Annotated in this window: 16 protein-coding genes; 7 read left to right on the top strand and 9 right to left on the bottom strand. The window is 69.8% G+C overall.

Features of this window, described 5'->3' with window-relative positions; translation table 11 throughout:
* The first annotated feature begins 7 nt into the window (after positions 1 to 7).
* From ACIQ6R_RS17750 to ACIQ6R_RS17735, 4 genes are read left to right on the top strand one after another with little or no spacing between them, the layout of a single operon-like run.
* Positions 8 to 310 (top strand): hypothetical protein, encoded by a 303-nt coding sequence (locus ACIQ6R_RS17750; protein WP_404175527.1) that lies wholly within the window; start codon positions 8 to 10, stop codon positions 308 to 310.
* Complete coding sequence (locus ACIQ6R_RS17745) at positions 307 to 1,575, top strand: putative T7SS-secreted protein (protein WP_404222323.1); 1,269 nt, start codon at positions 307 to 309, stop codon at positions 1,573 to 1,575. Before ACIQ6R_RS17750 ends, ACIQ6R_RS17745 begins: the two co-directional genes overlap by 4 nt.
* Positions 1,572 to 2,234 (top strand): hypothetical protein, encoded by a 663-nt coding sequence (locus ACIQ6R_RS17740; protein ID WP_404222322.1) that lies wholly within the window; start codon positions 1,572 to 1,574, stop codon positions 2,232 to 2,234. Before ACIQ6R_RS17745 ends, ACIQ6R_RS17740 begins: the two co-directional genes overlap by 4 nt.
* Positions 2,231 to 2,890 carry a hypothetical protein gene (locus ACIQ6R_RS17735; protein ID WP_404222320.1) on the top strand — a complete coding sequence of 220 codons (660 nt, stop codon included), beginning with the start codon at positions 2,231 to 2,233 and terminating at the stop codon, positions 2,888 to 2,890. Before ACIQ6R_RS17740 ends, ACIQ6R_RS17735 begins: the two co-directional genes overlap by 4 nt.
* A 276-nt stretch (positions 2,891 to 3,166) precedes the next feature.
* On the opposite strand, the gene ACIQ6R_RS17730 is transcribed toward ACIQ6R_RS17735, so the two are convergent.
* Positions 3,167 to 3,622, bottom strand: coding sequence for a GNAT family N-acetyltransferase (locus tag ACIQ6R_RS17730; RefSeq protein ID WP_404222319.1), 456 nt, complete (start codon positions 3,620 to 3,622; stop codon positions 3,167 to 3,169).
* A gap of 312 nt (positions 3,623 to 3,934) precedes the next feature.
* On the opposite strand from ACIQ6R_RS17730, the gene ACIQ6R_RS17725 reads away from it, so the two are divergent.
* Entirely contained in the window at positions 3,935 to 4,702 is a 768-nt protein-coding gene (locus ACIQ6R_RS17725; protein ID WP_310872962.1) for a response regulator transcription factor, read from the top strand.
* Here the strand turns inward: ACIQ6R_RS17725 and tamR are convergent.
* Positions 4,661 to 5,158: a MarR family transcriptional regulator TamR gene (gene tamR / locus ACIQ6R_RS17720; RefSeq protein ID WP_210963411.1), complete on the bottom strand. Its 498-nt coding sequence runs from the start codon at positions 5,156 to 5,158 to the stop codon at positions 4,661 to 4,663. The genes ACIQ6R_RS17725 and tamR overlap by 42 nt on opposite strands.
* A gap of 148 nt (positions 5,159 to 5,306) precedes the next feature.
* Between tamR and ACIQ6R_RS17715 the strand changes: the two genes are divergently transcribed.
* The gene (locus tag ACIQ6R_RS17715) at positions 5,307 to 6,128 is read left to right on the top strand and encodes a trans-aconitate 2-methyltransferase (protein ID WP_404222317.1); all 822 of its coding nucleotides are present in this window, start codon (positions 5,307 to 5,309) and stop codon (positions 6,126 to 6,128) included.
* A 25-nt stretch (positions 6,129 to 6,153) separates the two neighbouring features.
* Here the strand turns inward: ACIQ6R_RS17715 and ACIQ6R_RS17710 are convergent, their stop codons facing one another.
* The 3 genes from ACIQ6R_RS17710 to ACIQ6R_RS17700 all read right to left on the bottom strand — a co-directional run bounded on the left by ACIQ6R_RS17710 (position 6,154) and on the right by ACIQ6R_RS17700 (position 9,092).
* A complete protein-coding gene (locus tag ACIQ6R_RS17710) occupies positions 6,154 to 7,329 on the bottom strand; it encodes a CaiB/BaiF CoA transferase family protein (protein ID WP_404222315.1) in 1,176 nt (391 codons plus the stop codon).
* 78 nt (positions 7,330 to 7,407) lie between these two features.
* Positions 7,408 to 8,085 carry a TetR family transcriptional regulator gene (locus ACIQ6R_RS17705; protein ID WP_404222313.1) on the bottom strand — a complete coding sequence of 226 codons (678 nt, stop codon included), beginning with the start codon at positions 8,083 to 8,085 and terminating at the stop codon, positions 7,408 to 7,410.
* The gene (locus tag ACIQ6R_RS17700; protein WP_404175505.1) at positions 8,082 to 9,092 is read right to left on the bottom strand and encodes an acyl-CoA desaturase; all 1,011 of its coding nucleotides are present in this window, start codon (positions 9,090 to 9,092) and stop codon (positions 8,082 to 8,084) included. The genes ACIQ6R_RS17705 and ACIQ6R_RS17700 overlap by 4 nt, the downstream gene beginning before the upstream one ends.
* Positions 9,093 to 9,380: 288 nt before the next feature.
* On the opposite strand from ACIQ6R_RS17700, the gene ppc reads away from it, so the two are divergent.
* A complete protein-coding gene (ppc, locus tag ACIQ6R_RS17695; protein WP_404222311.1) occupies positions 9,381 to 12,116 on the top strand; it encodes a phosphoenolpyruvate carboxylase in 2,736 nt (911 codons plus the stop codon).
* 92 nt (positions 12,117 to 12,208) lie between these two features.
* On the opposite strand, the gene ACIQ6R_RS17690 is transcribed toward ppc, so the two are convergent.
* The 4 genes from ACIQ6R_RS17690 to ACIQ6R_RS17675 form a co-directional block, all read right to left on the bottom strand.
* Positions 12,209 to 12,721 (bottom strand): hypothetical protein, encoded by a 513-nt coding sequence (locus tag ACIQ6R_RS17690; protein ID WP_404175499.1) that lies wholly within the window; start codon positions 12,719 to 12,721, stop codon positions 12,209 to 12,211.
* A gap of 81 nt (positions 12,722 to 12,802) precedes the next feature.
* The gene (gene pth, locus ACIQ6R_RS17685; protein ID WP_404175496.1) at positions 12,803 to 13,399 is read right to left on the bottom strand and encodes an aminoacyl-tRNA hydrolase; all 597 of its coding nucleotides are present in this window, start codon (positions 13,397 to 13,399) and stop codon (positions 12,803 to 12,805) included.
* A gap of 109 nt (positions 13,400 to 13,508) precedes the next feature.
* On the bottom strand, positions 13,509 to 14,099 hold the full coding sequence (locus ACIQ6R_RS17680) for a 50S ribosomal protein L25/general stress protein Ctc (RefSeq protein WP_404175493.1): 591 nt from the start codon (positions 14,097 to 14,099) through the stop codon (positions 13,509 to 13,511).
* Between the two features lie 215 nt (positions 14,100 to 14,314).
* Positions 14,315 to 15,289 (bottom strand): ribose-phosphate diphosphokinase, encoded by a 975-nt coding sequence (locus ACIQ6R_RS17675; RefSeq protein WP_125494724.1) that lies wholly within the window; start codon positions 15,287 to 15,289, stop codon positions 14,315 to 14,317.
* Positions 15,290 to 15,330: the final 41 nt, after the last annotated feature.

Raw genomic sequence — 15,330 nt, 5'->3', positions numbered from 1 at the left:
GGGAATGATGAGCGACATATACATCGACTTCGGGGTGCTGAACCGCGTGCGGAGCAACATCGAGCACATCGGCGAGATCATGGAGCGACCCGGCAAGGAGATGGACGAGGTCGACGGCGCGTCCATGGGCGTGAGCACGCTCGCCTCGCGCATGAACGACTTCGGTGACGAGTGGTCCTACGGCATCGAGCAGATCAGGAAGTACTCGGGTGCCGCGGTCAAGACGCTCGACAAGATGAAGAAGGCGTTCGAGGACATCGACGACACGCTGGCCAAGGAGCTGCGTAAAGCAAGGGAGCAGCGGGCGTGAGTGATCCGTTCTCCTGGTTGTCACCCACGCAGACCTCTCCTTTGAAGGACCGGTTTCCGGCCCTCGAGTTCGTCCCCTGCCCCGGGGACCCGCACACCGCGAAGCACGTCGCGAACATTGTCCAGCGCACCGCCAAAGCGCTGGACGAGATATCCGACGCCCTGCACGGCACGGACGACGCCGACTGGAAAGGGCGTCACGCCGACGCGTTCCGTGAGCAGTTCGACGACGACTTCCGGCCCAAGGTCGACAAGGCGAAACGATCCTTCGGCAAAGCCGCGACGGCACTGACTGGCTGGGCCGACGAGATGCCGGCCTGGCAGCGCAAGGCCGAGGCCCTGGAGAGCAAGGCGCAGGACGCGAAGGACGCGCTCCGCGCGGCGAAGGACACGCTGTCCGGCCTGCCGCCCAAACCGCTGCTCGACCTGCCGCCGAGGGACGACGCCGAGGCAAGCAAGCAGGAGAAGGCCGAGAAGGATCGCTCCGCGGCACAGTTGGCAGCAAGCACGGCTGAATCCGACCTCGACCGAATACGCGCACAGGCCCGCAAGCTGGCCACCGACTACGACCTGGAAGGCCGAACGGTCGCGCGGCGCCTCGACAAGGCGATGAACATCGCGCCGAACGAGCCAGGCTTGCTGGACAGCCTGGGCGACACCATCGTCGACATCGGGAAAGCCCTCGGAAAACTCGACGACATCGTGGACGAGGTCGTCAGCGCGGCCGTGGCCGACGCGGTCAAGTGGCTTGCGGAACACGCCTATACGATCGCTGCTCTCGGCGACGTGCTGGCGACTGTGAGTGCCGCACTGGGTGCAATCTCGCTCGTGATGCTTGGCCTTAGCGTGTTCTTCCCGCCTCTCGCCCTGGCCTCGGTGACGGTGGGCACGGTGGCGGGCGGCTTCGCCGGTGGAGCCCTTGCCCTGCACGGCACGGCACGGGCAGTAGGGGGCGAGGACGTAGTCTCCAACCGAACCCTCGCGCAGGATGCTCTGGGCGCTCTCCCGTTCGGGCTCGCGTTCAAGGGCGTGTCGGCGGTGGTCGCCGGAAGTCGTGCCGCTGACGCCTCTGCCAACTTCGGTCTGGTGGACACTGTCGCATCCTTTATCGCTGATCCGGCGGCACTGGGCTACTTTGCCCCGCAGAACGACCGTCAGAAGTTCGAGCTTGCTATGCCTGGCGCAGGCGGACTCCTTCTTGTGGGATTCGAGAACGCCTGGAAGGCCGGGAGGGAGAGAGACCGTGCCGCGCAACAGGAGAAATGAAGGCCCTCATGAAGGATGAACAGATCCTCAACTACTTCGACGGGCGAGGCACCGCGGAAATCACGCTGAGGGGCAGAGAGGTGGCGCAGAGCAACCGAATCGCGGCGGTGGCTTTCGAGCTGGGCTACGAGCTTCACGACACGGACATCGTCACCCGAGGTCAATGGCGCATGATCTATCTGCGTGACGACTCCCCGGACGTTCGCCGGCGCGCCCAGCACACGGTGGACCGACTGCGTGCTGGTGGTCCCCTGTTTCCCCAGGTGTGGGCCCCTGCGGGAATGCCGCCCGTCCCCGGCAGGCAGATCGCTCCAATGGAGGCCGCTTCGGCTCGGCGGAACATGACTGCCTACGAAACGCATGGCTCGAGAGGGCTGGTCATCATCGCGGCCCTCCTCGGCATCGCCAGCCTTGTGCTGGCGTGGGTGGCACGTGAGGCGCTTGGCGGCGCGATCGCCCTGCTTGTGGTGGCAGTGCTTCTGGGCGTCGTCGCGGCTCTGATTCCTCGCTGGATGAGGAGTTGGTACGAGTACAACCGGCGAAAGGTGACCCGTTACGACCAGCAGCGGTCCCAGCGGTCAGGCCCGCCGCCGCCCCCCGCCCCTCCCCCTCCGGTCGGAGGCAACGGGTGGGGTGACCCTGGAAGGAACGGCTCTTGATCCGTGTCGACTTCTCCGTCCCGGTCGATTTTGAGGCCATCCCCATCGGCGCCGACTTCGAGACGACGTGGACCGAGCTGAACAGACGCTACGCGCGACCGTCGATGACTGGTGACCTCGACCAGGAGAAGCTGGGCCAGATGGCCCGGGCGTTGCACCAGGTCTCCTGCTTCCTTAAGGAGGTCGGTGTCGTGTACGCGGCTGACTGCCTTCATTTGTTCCAGGGTGAGCCGTCTTTGGGCTCTCTGGCAGTCGCCGTTGTCGACTTTCCGTATGGCGGTGACGCAGCCACAGCGGCTCGTGGAGCTCTGCAGGGTGTCCTGGAGTCAAGAGGGCCGGAGTGGGCTGGTTCTCTCATCCACACTTCGTGTGGTCCGGCAGCCGTATTCACAGGTGGCCAGGGCTATACGGTGTCGCCGGAGTTCTCCCCGAACGGTGAGGCTGTTGATGTGCTCACCGCCCAGTTCCATGCCATGGTCCCGATCCCAGAAATGGCAGGTGGAGAGGGGCGGCGAGTGTGTCTGATCGCCTTCTCCACCCCGAACGTTGGCCACTGGGAGCAGTGCTACGCCCCGGTTATGGCAGCCCTCCTACGAAGCCTCCGTTTCACGGAGGACGGCCAGGGCTCGCCTGGCCCGTTGATGGAGGGTGCCTGATCACGCCGACTCCGAGGGCGGCGGTTCCGCAGTTCTCGGCTCGGGCAGCGGGGGCCACCGTCTCCCGTCTGGGAACGACCTGTTTTGCGGCAGTAGAAGACGGTGCTGGCCCTGGGCGACGTCGCCAACTAAGGCCGGGCAGTCGTTCTCGGAAATTATGAGCACCGAGGCGTCGGGATCGCCGAAACGACCGATCTTCCTCGTTACAGCACGAAGGGCATGGGGTTCGCCACGGACCGTTGGTAGCGGGAGGAGTCGTGGAGCGGTGCGAGCTCCTCATCCCAACCGCTTCACCAACGTGTACTCCGTGACCCCCGGCGGATAGTCGGGGATCACGCACATCACGTCGTAGCCGTGCCGCGTGTAGAAGTCCGGGGCCTGGAAGTCCCAGGTCTCCACGCGGGACGCCGCGCAGCGGCGTTCGTCGTGGGCCGTTCGTTCCGCTTCCGTCAACAGGGCCGAGCCCAGCCCCGCCCCCCGGCACCGGTCGTCCACCCACAAGTACGTCACGTGGAGCCAGGTCGCCCAGGTGTGGCCGACGAGGCCGCCCGCCAGGCCGCCCGTCTCGTCCAGCACCCAGACATGCAGGGGGAATTCGCGTTCGTGAGGGGTTCCGCGCAGGGAACGCAGGACGGAGGAGGCCGTCGTGTTCGTCTCCCGCAGGCGGGTGCGCAGCAGATCGCGTCGTTCCCTGTCCACTTCTGTCACTAGACGGAACATGCGGCTCACCATAAACGTGCCGGGCTGTCAGTTCTGCAAATAACCTTCCGCTCCCGGCGCCCGCCCGTACTCTGATGAGCAGCACCGGTGGGGGCCGGTGTCGTTCAGGGGGCGAGACAGCCGGGTACGGCGCCCGGGGCGGGGGTAGCGGTTACTGCACGGCGGCGGCCGTGCGGCTGCGGCGACCTGTCCCGGAGTGCCGAGCGCACAGTTGGATACGGGGCTTCGGGCGTCGTACCCGTGCCGGTGTCGTCTTCCGTGTTCCGTGGATGGACAGACGATGGGTATCCCCTGCTCCTCCAGGAGCTCGGGGGAGGGGGTTTCGTGGTTCGTATCCGAGTCCTGGTCGTCGACGACCATCGCATCTTCGCCGAGTCGCTCGCCGCCGCCCTGGCCGCCGAGCCGGACGTCGACGTCTCCGCGGCCGGCAGCGGCCCGGCCGCACTGCGCTGCCTGGAGCGGGCCGCGTCCGAGGGGCGGCGTTTCGACGTGCTGCTCGTCGACGCCGACCTGGGGGGTCACGTCCCCGGCGCGCGCCCGGCCGTGCCCGTGCGGGACGGCAACGAGGACGGGCTGGTGGACGGGATCTCGCTGGTCGCCGGGGTGCGGTCGGGGCAGCCGGGCGTACGGATCGTGGTCCTCGCCGAGAAGGACGACCCCCGTCGGGCGGCCCTCGCGCTGGGGGCCGGGGCCTCCGGGTGGGTGGCGAAGGACTGCTCGCTGTCGCGGCTGCTCAGCGTCATACGGGGCGTACTGCGCGACGAGACGCATCTGCCGCCCGCACTGCTCACCGGCGTCCTGCGCGAGCTGACCGCCGCCCGCAAGCACCGCACCGAGAGCGAACGGCTGGTGGAGTCGCTGACCCCGCGGGAGCGGGAGGTGCTGCGCTGCATGGTGGCCGGGCTGGGGCGCAAGGCGGTCGCCGAGCGGCTGTACCTGTCCCCGCACACCGTGCGGACGCACATGCAGAACGTGCTGGGCAAGCTGGGCGTCCACTCCACCCTCGCCGCCGTGGCACTGGCCAGGCGGGCCGGGGTGGGGCCGGCCGACCTAACCGGGGATGTTGTCGAACGGGGCGGTCAGCTGGCGTAGCAGCGCCGCCAGTTCGCTGCGCTGGGCCCGGGAGAGTTCGGCCAGGATGGCGCGCTCCTGCGCCAGGAGGCCGGCGAGTGACTGGTCGGCGCGGTCCCGGCCCTCGTCCGTGAGCCGGACCAGCACGCCGCGGCGGTCGCTGGGGTCGGGCAGGCGTTCCACCAGGCCCTTCTTGGCCAGGCGGTCGATGCGGTTGGTCATCGTGCCCGAGGTGACCAGGGTCTGGGTGAGGAGCTGTCCCGGCGAGAGCTGGTACGGGGTGCCCGCGCGGCGCAGTGCCGTCAGGACGTCGAACTCCCACGGCTCCAGTTCGTGTTCCGAGAAGGCCAGCCGGCGTGCGCGGTCCAGGTGCCGGGCGAGCCTGCTGACCCGGCTCAGCACCTCGAGCGGTTCCACGTCGAGGTCCGGGCGCTCCCGGCGCCATGCTGCGACCAGCCGATCGACCTCGTCCTCCATGACGATCAGTGTAGTGGTTGTGTCGACGTGAAGTCTCTTGATGTTGACTGTCTTGACGTCGAGATAGTTTGCGGGTGACGCTGGGTACCCGGCCCGGACAGCCCCGGCCCGGACAGCCCCCCGGCCCGGTCCAGCCTCTGGAGGTTCCATGCCCGCCACCGCCCCCGCCTGGGACCCCGCCCAGTACCTGCGGCACGCCGGGCCCCGCGCCCGTCCGTTCACCGACCTCCTCGCCCGCGTCCCGGACCTGCCCGGCACCCCGCCCCGCATCGCCGACCTCGGCTGCGGCCCCGGCAACGTCACCGTCCTGCTCGCCGACCGCTGGCCCACCGCCCGCATCACCGGCTACGACAACTCACCCCGGATGCTCGAACGGGCCCGGGAACACGCCGGACCCACGTCACAGGGCGGCCGCCTCGACTTCGCCCCCGCCGACGCCCGCACCTGGACCCCCGCCGAGCCGTACGACCTCCTCATCAGCAACGCCACCCTCCAGTGGGTCCCCGGCCACGTCGAGCGCTTCGCCGACTGGATCGACCGGCTCGCCCCGGGCGGCGTCCTCGCCTTCCAGGTACCCGGCAACTTCGACGCCCCCAGCCACCGCCTGATGCGCGAACTCGCCCACTCCCGCCGCTGGCGGGACCGCCTCGCCGGCACCCTGCGCCACGACGGTGCCGTCCTCACGCCCGAGGCCTACCTCGCCCACCTCACCGCCGCCGGGTGCGCCGCCGACGTCTGGGAGACGACGTACGTCCATCTGCTGCCCGGCGAGGACGCCGTACTGGACTGGGTGAAGGGGACGGGGCTGCGGCCCGTGCTCACCGCGCTCGACGACGACCCGGAGGCCCGCGACGCGTTCGTCGAGGAGTACCGGACCGTCCTGCGCGCCGCCTACCCCGCCGGGGCGCACGGCACCCCGTTCCCCTTCCGCCGCGTCTTCGCCGTCGCCCGCAAGGAGGGCACTCGCTGATCGGCGCGGCCGGTCAGGGCGCCCCTCACGCCACCCCGTCCGCGACGAGCGCGTCCACGGCCTCCTCGGACAGGCCCAGCTCGCCGAGTACGGCGCGGGTGTGCTCGCCCGGCGCCGGTACCGCGTCCATGCGGGGCGCGTCGCCGGTCGGGCCCGGCGGGGCGAGCGCCGGTACGGGTCCGGCCGGCGTGGGCACCTGGTGCCAGCGTCCGCGCGCCGCCAGCTGGGGGTGGTCCCACACCTCGGCGAGTGTGTTCACCCGGGCGTTGGCGACCGGCACCGCACTGAGCCGTTCGATCGCCTCGGCGCTGGTCAGCTCCGCGAAACGGGCCGCGATCAGCGCGCCCAGCGCCTCCCGGCGCGCGTTGCGGTCCGCGTTGGTGGCGTAGTCGGGATGCTCGGCCAGCTCCGGACGGTCCAGGAAGCCCGCGCAGAAACCGCGCCACTCGCGGTCGTTCTGGATCGCCATCATGACGACCCGGCCGTCGCCCGCCGTGAAGGGCCCGTACGGGTAGATCGTCGCGTGCGCGGCGCCCGCCCGCGGTGGCGGTTCGGCGCCGTCGAAGGCGTAGTAGAGGGGAAAGCCCATCCACTCCACGGTGGCCTCCAGCATCGACACGTCCAGGTGCGTGCCCCGCCCCGTCCGCCCGCGCTCCAGCAGCGCGCCCAGGATCGAGCTGTACGCGTACATCCCGGCGGCGATGTCCGACACGGAGATGCCCACCTTGGCCATGTCGTCCGGCGAGCCGGTGACGGACAGCAGTCCCGACTCGGACTGCACCATGAGGTCGTATGCCTTGCGGCCCTCGTACGGGCCGGGGGCCCCGTAGCCGGAGATGTCGCAGACGATCAGGCGCGGATGCCGTGCCCGGAGTTCCTCCGCACCGAGCCCGGCCCGGGCCGCCGCCCCCGGCGCCAGGTTCTGCAGGAAGACGTCGGCCTTCGCGATCAGGCGGTGCAGTACGTCCATGCCGCGCGGGTCCTTGAAATCCAGGGTGAGGGACTCCTTGTTGCGGTTGACCCACACGAAGTGCGAGCTCAGGCCGCGTACGCGGGTGTCGTAGGCGCGGGCGAAGTCCCCCGTCCCGGGGCGCTCCACCTTGATCACCCGCGCGCCCAGGTCGGCGAGCTGGCGGCTGGCGTAGGGAGCGGCGACCGCCTGTTCGAGCGAGACGACGGTGACTCCGCGCAGCGGCTGCATCAGGGTTCTCTCCGGTGCGTGAGCGGTGAGCGGTGACGGACGTCGGACGACGAGACGTGCCGCCCCGCCGGCCGGCGCTCAGTTCTTGCGGTGCCCTATCAGCCGCGGCTTCGGCTCCAGGCCGTCCAGCCCGTGCCACGCCAGGTTCACCAGATGCGCCGCCACCTCCGCCTTCTTCGGCTTGCGCACGTCCAGCCACCACTGCCCGGTCAGCGCGACCATGCCGACCAGCGCCTGCGCGTACAGCGGGGCCAGCTTGGCGTCGAAGCCGCGGTTCTTGAACTCGCGGCCCAGGATGTCCTCCACCTGGGTGGCGATGTCCGAGATGAGGGAGGCGAAGGAACCCGTGGACTGCGGGATGGGGGAGTCCCGGACCAGGATGCGGAAGCCGTCCGTGTACTCCTCGATGTAGTCCAGGAGGGCGAAGGCGGCCTGCTCGCACAGCTCGCGCGGGTGGCCGGCGGTCAGGGAGCTGGTCACCATGTCCAGCAGCCGCCGCATCTCACGGTCCACCACCACCGCGTACAGCCCCTCCTTGCCGCCGAAGTGCTCGTACACCACCGGTTTGGACACTCCGGCCTTCGCCGCGATCTCCTCCACCGACGTGCCCTCGAATCCCTTCGCCGCGAAGAGGGTGCGACCGATCTCCAGCAACTGCTGGCGGCGCTCGGCACCTGTCATCCGGGTGCGACGTGCGCGCCGGGGGTTCTCATTGCTCGGGGTGCTGCTGGAGTCGGTCGCCACGGCGCCCATCATGCCGCTTCGACGGTTTCCTTCCGGCGGCGGGAGCCGCCTTCGTCCGTGTTCCGGCGGGAATCGATACGTGAGCGTGACGGCCACCGCACGTCGTACGCCCACCCGAACTGCTCGAACCAGCGGATCAGCCGGGCGGAAGAGTCCAGCTGCCCGCGCATCACCCCGTGCCGCGCCGAGGTCGGGTCGGCGTGGTGCAGGTTGTGCCAGGACTCACCGCAGGACAGGATCGCCAGCCACCACACGTTGCCCGAACGGTCCCGGGACTTGAACGGGCGCTTGCCGACCGCGTGGCAGATCGAGTTGATCGACCACGTCACGTGGTGCAGCAACGCCACCCGGACGAGTGAACCCCAGAAGAACCCGGTGAACGCGCCCCACCAGGACATCGTGACCAGCCCGCCGATCAGCGCCGGAAGGGCCAGGGACAGCAGCGTCCACAGGACGAACTGGCGCGAGATCGCGCGGAGCGCCGGGTCCTTGATCAGGTCCGGGGCGTACTTCTCCTGCGACGTCTGCTCCTCGTCGAACATCCATGCGATGTGGGCCCACCACAGGCCCTTCATCAGGGCCGGCACCGTCTCGCCGTAGCGCCACGGCGAATGCGGGTCGCCCTCGTCGTCGGAGAACTTGTGGTGCTTGCGGTGATCGGCCACCCAGCGGACCAGCGGCCCCTCGACCGCCATCGAGCCGGCGATCGCCAACGCGATCTTCAGCGGCCGCTTGGCCTTGAAGGAACCATGGGTGAAGTGGCGGTGGAAGCCGATGGTGATGCCGTGGCAGCCCAGGAAGTAGAAGAAGACCAGCAGGCCCAGGTCCAGCCAGCTCACGCCCCACCCCCACGCCAGCGGCACCGCCGCCACCAGCGCGAGGAACGGGACGGTGATGAACAGCAGCAGCGTGATCTGTTCGAGGGACCGCTTCTGCTCACCGCCCAGCGTCGCGGAGGGGGCGGCGGTGTCGTCGGAGGGCTGCGGAGCGTCTGGGATCACATCGGAACTCGTGGTCATGCGCGTCCCCTGTGGGGTCGAGGGTTGTGTCCGGTGCCGGGCCTCGGGAACCATGCACGTTTCCTACGGTCCCGTAACCTACGGCGACGTAAGTATGGCAGCGCGTCGTCCCGCGGCAAGAGCCCGAGAGCCTGCGCGTCCTGGTCGACACCTATCCTGGAGTCGGTCGGACAGCGCGGTCCGCTCTGAATTCTTCCCGGACGTCCGGCCCGTAAGCGGCGCCCGCCGCGCGAGACGCCGTTCGGGTTCCCTCCCAGACGAGCTTCAACACTGCAAGGAGCCGCACCTGTGAGCAGTGCCGACGACCAGACCACCACGACGACCAGCAGCGAGTTGCGCGCCGACATCCGCCGGTTGGGTGATCTCCTCGGAGAGACCCTCGTCCGGCAGGAAGGCCCCGAGCTGCTGGAACTCGTCGAGAAGGTACGCCGACTCACCCGAGAGGACGGCGAGGCCGCCGCCGAGCTGCTGCGCGGCACCGAACTGGAGACCGCCGCCAAGCTGGTCCGCGCCTTCTCCACCTACTTCCACCTCGCCAACGTCACCGAGCAGGTGCACCGAGGCCGCGAGCTGGGCGCCAAGCGCGCCGCCGAGGGCGGACTGCTCGCCCGTACGGCCGACCGCCTGAAGGATGCCGACCCCGAGCACCTGCGCGACACCGTCCGCAACCTCAACGTCCGGCCGGTCTTCACCGCGCACCCCACCGAGGCCGCCCGCCGCTCCGTCCTCAACAAGCTGCGCCGCATCGCCGCCCTCCTGGACACCCCGGTCATCGAGTCCGACCGGCGCCGCCTCGACATCCGCCTCGCCGAGAACATCGACCTGGTGTGGCAGACCGACGAGCTGCGCGTGGTCCGTCCGGAGCCCGCCGACGAGGCCCGCAACGCCATCTACTACCTGGACGAGCTGCACGCGGGCGCCGTCGGCGACGTCCTGGAGGACCTGACGGCGGAGCTGGAGCGGGCCGGCGTCAAGCTCCCCGACGACACCCGCCCGCTCACCTTCGGCACCTGGATCGGCGGCGACCGCGACGGCAACCCCAACGTCACCCCCCAGGTCACCTGGGACGTCCTCATCCTCCAGCACGAACACGGCATCAACGACGCCCTGGAGATGATCGACGAGCTGCGCGGCTTCCTCTCCAACTCCATCCGCTACGCCGGCGCCACCGAGGAGCTCCTGGAGTCCCTCCACGCCGACCTGGAGCGGCTGCCCGAGATCAGCCCCCGCTACAAGCGCCTCAACGCCGAGGAGCCCTACCGGCTCAAGGCCACCTGCATCCGGCAGAAGCTGGAGAACACCAAGCAGCGCCTCGCCAAGGGCACCCCCCACGAGGAGGGCCGCGACTACCTCGGCACCGCACAGCTCCTGGACGACCTGCGGCTCGTCCAGACCTCCCTGCGCGAGCACCGCGGCAGCCTCTTCGCCGACGGCCGCCTCGCCCGCACCATCCGCACGCTGGCCGCCTTCGGCCTCCAGCTCGCCACCATGGACGTCCGCGAGCACGCCGACGCCCACCACCACGCCCTCGGCCAGCTCTTCGACCGGCTCGGCGAGGAGTCCTGGCGCTACGCCGACATGCCCCGCGAGTACCGCGCCAAGCTCCTCGCCAAGGAGCTGCGGTCCCGGCGTCCGCTGGCGCCCAGCCCGGCGCCCGTCGACGCCGCCGGCGAGAAGACCCTCGGCGTCTTCCAGACCGTCAAGCGCGCCCTGGAGGTCTTCGGCCCCGAGGTCATCGAGTCCTACATCATCTCCATGTGCCAGGGCGCCGACGACGTCTTCGCGGCGGCGGTGCTGGCGCGGGAGGCCGGTCTCATCGACCTGCACGCCGGCTGGGCCAAGATCGGCATCGTGCCGCTCCTGGAGACCACGGACGAGCTGAAGGCCGCCGACACCATCCTGGAGGACCTGCTCGCCGACCCCTCCTACCGGCGTCTGGTCGCCCTGCGCGGCGACGTCCAGGAGGTCATGCTCGGCTACTCCGACTCCTCCAAGTTCGGCGGCATCACCACCTCGCAGTGGGAGATCCACCGCGCCCAGCGCCGCCTGCGCGACGTCGCCCACCGCTACGGCGTCCGCCTGCGTCTCTTCCACGGCCGCGGCGGCACCGTCGGCCGCGGCGGCGGCCCCTCGCACGACGCCATCCTCGCCCAGCCCTGGGGCACCCTGGAGGGCGAGATCAAGGTCACCGAGCAGGGCGAGGTCATCTCCGACAAGTACCTCATCCCCTCTCTGGCCAGGGAGAACCTGGAGCTGACGGTCGCCGCCACGCTCCAGGCGTCCGCCCTGCACACCGCCCCCCGCCAGTCCGACGAGGCCCTGGCCCGCTGGGACGCCGCGATGGACGTGGTCTCCGACGCCGCCCACGCCGCCTACCGCGAACTCGTCGAGGACCCCGACCTGCCCACCTACTTCCTGGCGTCCACACCGGTCGACCAGCTGGCCGACCTGCACCTGGGCTCGCGGCCCTCCCGCCGCCCCGGCTCGGGCGTCTCGCTCGACGGACTGCGCGCCATCCCGTGGGTGTTCGGCTGGACCCAGTCCCGGCAGATCGTCCCCGGCTGGTACGGCGTCGGCTCCGGCCTCAAGGCCCTGCGCGAGGCCGGCCTGGACACCGTCCTGGACGAGATGCACCAGCAGTGGCACTTCTTCCGCAACTTCGTCTCCAACGTCGAGATGACCCTCGCCAAGACCGACCTGCGCATCGCCCAGCACTACGTCGACACCCTGGTCCCGGACGAGCTCAAGCACGTCTTCGACCGGATCAAGGCCGAGCACGAGCTCACCGTCGCCGAGGTCCTGCGCGTCACCGGCGAGGACGAACTGCTGGACGCCGACCCGGTGCTCAAGCAGACGTTCACCATCCGCGACGCCTACCTCGACCCCATCTCCTACCTCCAGGTCGCCCTCCTCGGCCGTCAGCGCGAAGCCGCCGCCGCGGGCGAGGAAGCCGACCCGCTCCTCGCCCGGGCCCTGCTCCTCACGGTCAACGGCGTCGCCGCGGGCCTGCGCAACACCGGCTGACCCGCACCCCGCACGCACGACGGTGCCCCCGCGCTCACCTGGAGCACGGGGGCACCGTCACGTACGTCGGCACGTAAGTCCGCGCGGGGGCCTCACACCGCCACGAACGCCGCCGTCAGCAAGGCCACGCCCGCCCCGGCCAGCACCCACCCCGCCCGGGTCCGCCGCAGGCCGCCCGCCACCACCACCGACGCCAGCAGCAGCGCACCGCCCAACGGCACCCACGCGTACAGCACCCCCGCCGGACCCGAGCGCACCACGTCGTCACCGCCGGGCTTCATCACCACGGAGTACGTCCGCCCCTTCGCCACGGCGACCGAATCCTCGATGACGACCCGCTCCCGCGCCTGCGACCCCGCCGACACCGGCGAGTACGGCCCACTGCACGAGCCCCCGCCGCACCGCGTCACCTCGACCGTGCCCTGCTCCCGCCCCTTGGTCAGCAGCACGTGCTGCGCCGTACCCCAGGACGCCCACACACCCGCGATCAGGATCAACGCCGTGACCGTGCCCATCGCGGCGAACCGGCCGAACCGCAGCACGGCGCGCGAGGCCTGACGGGGGCGGGCAGCGGTGGCGGCTGAGGCAGGCATGGCCGGGATCATTGGCCATACCTGTGCGCTCGGTCAACTCGCCCGCGCACCATCGACGGACAAGTCCGGAGTCACCCGTCGGAAACAGCACCGTCAGGAGTTGTACGCGCTCTGCGCCCGCTCCAGCCCCTCGATCACCAGAGCCTCGACCGCGTCCGCCGCCCGGTCCACGAAGTAGTCCAGCTCCTTGCGCTCCGTGGACGAGAAGTCGCGCAGCACGAAGTCCGCCACCTGCATCCGCCCCGGCGGCCGCCCGATCCCGAACCGCACCCGGTGGTACTCCGGACCCAGCGCCTTCGTGATCGACTTCAGTCCGTTGTGCCCGTTGTCCCCGCCGCCCAGCTTCAGCCGCAGGACGCCGTAGTCGATGTCCAGCTCGTCGTGGACCGCCACGATGTTGCCGACCGGCACCTTGTAGAAGTCCCGCAACGCCGTCACCGGCCCGCCCGACACGTTCATGAACGACATCGGCTTCGCCAGGATCACCCGCCGGTTGGCCGGCCCCGGCGGCCCGATCCGCCCCTCGACCACCTGCGCCTGCGCCTTGCCGTGCCGCTTGAACCGTGCCCCGATCCGCTCCGCCAGCAGATCCGCCACCATGAAACCGACGTTGTGCCGGTTCGAGGCGTACTCAGGGCCCGGATTGCCGAGACCGGCCACCAGCCAGGGCGCACCCGCGTCCGTCGTCACGTCGGTGTCTCCTTCGTATCCTTCGTGTCCTGCATACCCGTCCACACATGCGCGTCGGCCGCTGCCCCGCACGGGAACAGCGGCCGACGAAAGAAGACCGTAGCGAGGATCAGGCCTCGGCGGCCTCGTCGCCCTCACCCTCGGCGGGGGCCTCCTCGGCCTGCGCGGCCAGCACCTGGAGGACGACCGTGTCCTCCTCGACGGCCAGCTTGGTGCCGGCCGGGAGCGGGATGTCCTTGGCCAGGATGGAGGCACCGGCCTCCAGGCCCTCGACGGAGACGGTGACCGACTCCGGGATGTGCGTGGCCTCGGCCTCGACCGGCAGCGCGTTCAGAACGTGCTCCAGCAGGTTGCCGCCCGGCGCCAGCTCGCCCTCGGTCTGCACGTAGATCTCGACGCTGACCGTCTCGCCGCGCTGCACGAGCTGCAGGTCGACGTGCTCCAGGAAGCCCTTGATCGGGTCACGCTGCACGGACTTCGGGATGGCCAGCTCGTTGCTCTTGCCGTCGATGTCCAGCGCGATCAGGACGTTCGGCGTACGCAGCGCCAGCAGCAGGTCGTGGCCCGGCAGCGTCAGGTGCAGCGGGTCGGAGCCGTGGCCGTACAGAACACCGGGAACCTTGTTGTCACGACGGATACGGCGGGCGGCACCCTTGCCGAACTCGCTGCGCGTCGTGGCGGAGATCTTCACCTCGGACATGGTCACTCCTCGTAGAGGTAGAAACGGACGTGGTCACCCGGCCACGAACGGCCTGCTACGAAGAGCGCGTCGATAACGGACCGCCGTACACGAACGCGTACGGCCTCCCTCGCCGAGCAACTTCAGCAGTCTACTCGGAGAGGAAGGCCGTACCCAAAACGATCAGGGGCGATGCCCTGCAGAACGGTTACTGCACGACGGTTACTGCACGACGCTCACTGCTCGTCGAACAGGCTCGTCACCGAACCGTCCTCGAACACCTCACGCACCGCACGCGCGATCGTCGGCGCGATCGAGAGCACCGTGATCTTGTCCAGCTCCAGCTCGTTCGGCGTCGGCAGCGTGTCGGTGAACACGAACTCGCTCACCTTCGAGTTCTTCAGCCGGTCCGCGGCCGGACCCGACAGCACACCGTGCGTCGCCGTCACGATGACGTCCTCCGCACCGTGCGCGAACAGCGCGTCCGCCGCGGCGCAGATCGTGCCACCGGTGTCGATCATGTCGTCGACCAGGACGCAGATCCGGCCCTTCACGTCACCGACGACCTCGTGCACCGTGACCTGGTTCGCCACGTCCTTGTCGCGGCGCTTGTGCACGATCGCCAGCGGCGCGCCCAGCCGGTCGCACCAGCGGTCGGCCACCCGCACCCGGCCGGCGTCCGGCGAGACCACCGTCAGCTTCGAGCGGTCCACCTTCGCGCCCACGTAGTCCGCCAGCAGCGGCAGCGCGAACAGGTGGTCCACCGGACCGTCGAAGAAGCCCTGGATCTGGTCCGTGTGCAGATCCACGGCCAGGATCCGGTCCGCACCCGCGGTCTTCATCAGGTCCGCGATCAGACGCGCCGAGATCGGTTCACGCCCCCGGTGCTTCTTGTCCTGCCGCGCGTAACCGTAGAACGGCACGATGACGGTGATGGAGCGGGCCGACGCGCGCTTCAGCGCGTCGATCATGATCAGCTGCTCCATGACCCACTTGTTGATCGGGGCCGTGTGGCTCTGGATCAGGAAACAGTCCGCACCACGCGCCGACTCCTGATAACGCACGTAGATCTCGCCGTTGGCGAAGTCGAAGGCCTTCGTCGGGACGACCCCGATACCCAGCTGGTGGGCGATCTCCTCGGCAAGCTCGGGGTGGGCGCGGCCGGAGAAGAACATCAGCTTCTTCTCGCCGGTCGTCTTGATCCCGGTCACAGCACTGTCTCCTCAGAGGTTTCGCAGCTGAGCGTCACGGG

It is taken from the genome of Streptomyces sp. NPDC096048, assembly GCF_044763415.1.
GTDB lineage: Bacteria > Actinomycetota > Actinomycetes > Streptomycetales > Streptomycetaceae > Streptomyces.
This window is presented reverse-complemented; position numbering and strand designations above follow the sequence as displayed.

Bases quoted from the DNA above. Each gene is read 5' to 3' on its own strand.
- ACIQ6R_RS17710 (WP_404222315.1), bottom strand. From the start codon at position 7,329: ATGCAGCCGCTGCGCGGAGTCACCGTCGTCTCGCTCGAACAGGCGGTC.
- ACIQ6R_RS17750 (WP_404175527.1), top strand. From the start codon at position 8: ATGAGCGACATATACATCGACTTCGGGGTGCTGAACCGCGTGCGGAGC.
- ACIQ6R_RS17705 (WP_404222313.1), bottom strand. From the start codon at position 8,085: ATGATGGGCGCCGTGGCGACCGACTCCAGCAGCACCCCGAGCAATGAG.
- ACIQ6R_RS17680 (WP_404175493.1), bottom strand. From the start codon at position 14,099: ATGTCCGAGGTGAAGATCTCCGCCACGACGCGCAGCGAGTTCGGCAAG.
- ACIQ6R_RS17740 (WP_404222322.1), top strand. From the start codon at position 1,572: ATGAAGGCCCTCATGAAGGATGAACAGATCCTCAACTACTTCGACGGG.
- ACIQ6R_RS17730 (WP_404222319.1), bottom strand. From the start codon at position 3,622: ATGGTGAGCCGCATGTTCCGTCTAGTGACAGAAGTGGACAGGGAACGA.
- tamR (WP_210963411.1), bottom strand. From the start codon at position 5,158: ATGGAGGACGAGGTCGATCGGCTGGTCGCAGCATGGCGCCGGGAGCGC.
- ACIQ6R_RS17690 (WP_404175499.1), bottom strand. From the start codon at position 12,721: ATGATCCCGGCCATGCCTGCCTCAGCCGCCACCGCTGCCCGCCCCCGT.
- ACIQ6R_RS17700 (WP_404175505.1), bottom strand. From the start codon at position 9,092: ATGACCACGAGTTCCGATGTGATCCCAGACGCTCCGCAGCCCTCCGAC.
- ACIQ6R_RS17715 (WP_404222317.1), top strand. From the start codon at position 5,307: ATGCCCGCCACCGCCCCCGCCTGGGACCCCGCCCAGTACCTGCGGCAC.